Genomic DNA, 3,814 nt, shown 5'->3' with positions numbered 1-3,814 from the left:
GGGGGGGGGGGGGGGGGGGGGGGGGCGGGGCGGGCGGGGCCGGGCGCCCCCCCGGGGTGCCGGCGGGGCGCGGGGCGGTGTTGTCCACCGCCAGCAGGAGCTGCCCGCCGGAGCGCCGCAGGCGCACCCGCACGGACGTGCCGGGCGCGTGGCGCAGCACGTTGGTGAGGGCTTCGCGGACGATGCCCCAGGCGGCCTCAGCCGCCGGGCCCGCCAGGTCGGTCGGGATCTCGGTGCCGATGGGGCGGCCGAGTCTGCCGAACTCGGCGACGAGTTCCCGTATCCGTGCGGTCATCGGCCGCGGTGGGTCGGGCCGTTCCGCGTCCTGGAGCAGGCCGGCCAGTCCCCGCAGGGCGATGAGCGTTTCGGTGCCGGTGCGCTCTGCGAACGCGAGAGCCTCCGCCCGCAGGCCGGGCCTGCTGCCGCCGAGCCGGCGGGCGGCGTCCACGGTGACGACGACGGACGTCAGGTGATGGGCGCTCACGTCGTGCAGTTCCCGGGCGAGGCGCTCGCGTTCGATCGCACCCGCCCGCCGTCTGCCGTCCTCGGCGGTGGCCAGCCGCCGGGCCGCGGTGAGCCGCCCGGCGAGCCATTGCCGCCGCCTCTCACCGAGTCCCGCACAGAGCGCGTAGACGACCGCGCTGAGCACCAGTTCCGGTACGAGCGCGGGCCGCGGGCCGACACGCAGGAGGGCCAGCAGCCATTCCGTACCGATCACCGCCGCGGCAGCCCGCACGGTCACGGACGCCGGACGGAGGACCGCCAGGGAGTACAGCGCGACCAGTGGGCCGATGCCCAGGTACCCGTCCGGCCAGGACAGCTGTCCCAGGACGGAGGCCGCCACCGTCCACGCCAGCGCCGCCACCGGTGTCCGGCGGCGGTGACCCAGGGCGGCCGTCTGGACGGCCAGGGCGCACACCGCGCCGGCGGCGCCCGTTGCTCCCGGGGCGGCCTCTGCGGCCCAGGCGGCGCCGGGGCCCAGCCAGGCGGCCTCGGCCGCCGCGATCACCGCGGGAGGCAGCCAGTCGCGTATCGTCTCCATGTCCGGGCCGAGCCTACGGCGCCGCCGGTCCGCCCGGCGCACGCCCTCCCCGGCCCGGGCCGCCTCTACCTCTGGGTAGAGACGCGGATCCTGCGCACGGCCGATGACGGGGGACGGCCGGTTCGGGCACGTTGTGATCATGAAGTTCTCGCCTCCGCCCTCCGCACCGCCGCTCCCGTTCCACCGGCTTGCCCGTGTCTCGCGCCGCTACCGCTGGTGGCGGCCGGTGACGGGAACGCTGTTCATCGGCGCCGCATGGACGACGGCGCTGGGACTGATCCTCCTTCTCTCGGCCGTGATCGGTGACATCGGCGGCTATCCGGAGGACCAGGACGGCCTCGCCGACTTCGGTCCGGTGACCAACACGGCCGTCGATCTGCTGCTGATCGCTTCCGTCATACCGTTCGTCCTGCTGGCGGCGGGCTGGATCGGCCGCCGTCCGGCCGGCACGGCGTCGTCGGTCGCCGGCGGGCTGCGGTGGCGGTGGCTGGGGGTCTGCGTCCTGGTGGCACTGCCGGTTCTCGCCCTGACCTGCGCAATCGTGCTGCTGCTGCCGGGGCAGGAGGTGGCACCGTCCGGGTGGGCGGACATGGGGGTGTTCCTGCCCGCGATGGCGATGCTCGTCGTCCTGGTCCCCTTGCAGTCGGCCGCCGAGGAGTACGTCTTCCGGGGCTGGCTGCTGCAGTCCGTGGGGGCCTTCTTCCGCTCACCGTGGTGTGCGGTGGCGCCGCAGGCCGTGCTCTTCGCCGCCGCTCACGGCTGGGGCACGCTGTGGGGCTTCGCCGAACTCGTCGTCTTCGGGCTGCTCGCCGGGGGGCTGACCGTTCGCACCGGCGGTCTGGAGGCGGCCATCGGTCTGCACGCGGTCAACAACCTTCTGGCATTCGGCCTGTCGGCGGCGGCCGTCGACGGTCTCAGCAGCGAGGAGACGGCCGCCGACGCGACCTTGCCCCTCGTCGTGATCGACCTCGCGGGGGTCGCGCTGTACACGGTCGCCGTCCTGTGGTGCGCCCGGCGCCGTCCGCCGCAGCGCACAGCCCCGGCGCGGGAAGCCGCGCAGGTCCCGCCGCCCTTCGGGTGCTGCGGCTCCCCCGCGTCCGCCCCGCCCGGGCACTCCCCCCTGCCCGGCCCGCAGGCCGCCGGGTCGCACCCGACGCCCGCACCCGCCCCGCACGCGGCGCCGGGCGCCGCCGAGACGTCGGGGCGACCCCGGTGCAGCCCTGAATCGGGGGCCCGCCCGCTCGATCGTCCCTGACGGACGTTTCTGATGCTGCCGGGGAGCGGACAGCCTTGCATTAGCCCGCGTCTGCAATTATTGTTGACGCATGTAAGCCGCTTTTGCATCTAAATGCGGATTCCGCCAGTTTCCGCCCGTACCACCGGCGGGTACCCCCTCATCCCGGTGCCCCCCGTGCCCGGCTTCCTCGGACGTCGGTCGCCGCACCGGGAGGCATCCGCTCCCCCCGCCTCACCCCACCGAGGCATCGATCGAAAAGGCACCGTTCATGTCCCTGAAGCACATCCTTCCCGGCCGGCTCGGCTTCGGCACCGCCCCGCTCGGCAACATGTTCCGCGCGATCCCCGACGAGGACGCCCGCGCCACCGTCGAGGCCGCCTGGGACGCGGGCATCCGCTACTACGACACCGCCCCCTTCTACGGAGCCGGCCTCGCCGAGCAGCGCCTGGGCCAGGTCCTGTCCGCCAGGCCCCGCGACTCCTACGTGCTGTCCACCAAGGTCGGGCGGGTCATCCTGGACGAGAGGGAGACCGACGTCCCCGACTTCGGCGAGAAGGGCGGCCTGTTCGAGCACGGCAACCCCAACAAGGTGCTCCACGAGTGGACCGCCGACGCCACCGAGCGCTCCATCGAGGGCAGCCTCGAGCGGATGGGCGTCGACCGCTTCGACATCGTCTGGGTCCACGACATCGCCCAGGACTTCCACGGCGACGCGTGGGTCCAGAAGTTCGAGGAGGCCCGCACCGGGGCCTTCCGCGTCCTGTCCCGCCTGCGGGAGGAGGGCGTCATCAGGGCCTGGGGTCTGGGAGTCAACAAGACCGAGCCCATCGAGATGACCCTGGCCCTGGACGAGCCCCAGCCCGACGGGTTCCTCCTGGCCGGCCGCTACACCCTCCTCGACCACGCCCACGCCCTGCAGCGGCTGCTGCCGATGGCCCAGGAGCAGAACGTCGACATGGTCGTCGGCGGCCCCTACAGTTCCGGCATCCTCGCCGGCGGCACCCACTTCGAGTACCAGCAGGCCCCGCCGGAGATCATCGAGAAGGTCAAGCGTCTCAAGGCTCTCACCGACGAGCACGGCATCAGCATCAAGGCCGCCGCCCTGCAGTTCTCCCTGGCCCACCCGGCAGCCGCCGCGGTCATCCCCGGCGCCACCCGCCCCAGCCGCATCGCCGAGGACACCGCCGCCCTGAACGAGACCGTCCCGGCCGCGTTCTGGAGGGAGCTGCGCGCCGCGGACCTGGTCAGCCCCGCCGCACCGCTGCCCGACGGCGCCTGACCCCACCGCTCCCACCCGCCGTCCTCCGGGCCCCTTCCCCGTCGACGGTCACGTCTGCACCCTCTGCGTCCACACCCTGCCCGGGCAGGAGAACGCCGCCGCGGTCCAGCGGTCCGGCCACTTCATGCCTTAGAGCTGCGAACAAAAGGGGCGCCCGGCTCGCGACGCCCGGCACGCACGCTCGCGGCGTTGCCGAAAGGCCCTGACAGCTCCGCTACAAGGACCTTCCGGCGCCTTGCGATCGCACGCACCGGAC

The 3,814-nt window shown here is 73.9% G+C and carries 3 protein-coding genes; 2 read left to right on the top strand and 1 reads right to left on the bottom strand.

The genetic code is table 11. The annotated features are described in order from the left end of the window. On the bottom strand, nucleotides 1-1,042 hold a 1,042-nt coding region (locus tag ABZ719_RS37350), incomplete at its 3' end, for a histidine kinase (RefSeq protein WP_366729621.1). Between the two features lie 139 nt (nucleotides 1,043-1,181). Here ABZ719_RS37350 and ABZ719_RS37345 point away from each other — a divergent pair. Then, nucleotides 1,182-2,297 (top strand): type II CAAX endopeptidase family protein, encoded by a 1,116-nt coding sequence (locus tag ABZ719_RS37345; RefSeq protein WP_366729620.1) that lies wholly within the window; start codon nucleotides 1,182-1,184, stop codon nucleotides 2,295-2,297. A 250-nt stretch (nucleotides 2,298-2,547) separates the two neighbouring features. After that, nucleotides 2,548-3,558 carry an aldo/keto reductase gene (locus tag ABZ719_RS37340; protein ID WP_366729619.1) on the top strand — a complete coding sequence of 337 codons (1,011 nt, stop codon included), beginning with the start codon at nucleotides 2,548-2,550 and terminating at the stop codon, nucleotides 3,556-3,558. Nucleotides 3,559-3,814: the final 256 nt, after the last annotated feature.

Origin of the sequence: Streptomyces sp. NPDC006743 (genome assembly GCF_040703815.1) — a bacterium.
Lineage (GTDB): Bacteria > Actinomycetota > Actinomycetes > Streptomycetales > Streptomycetaceae > Streptomyces.
Note: the sequence above shows the minus strand (reverse complement) of the source record. Positions and strands in the feature narration are given on the sequence as shown.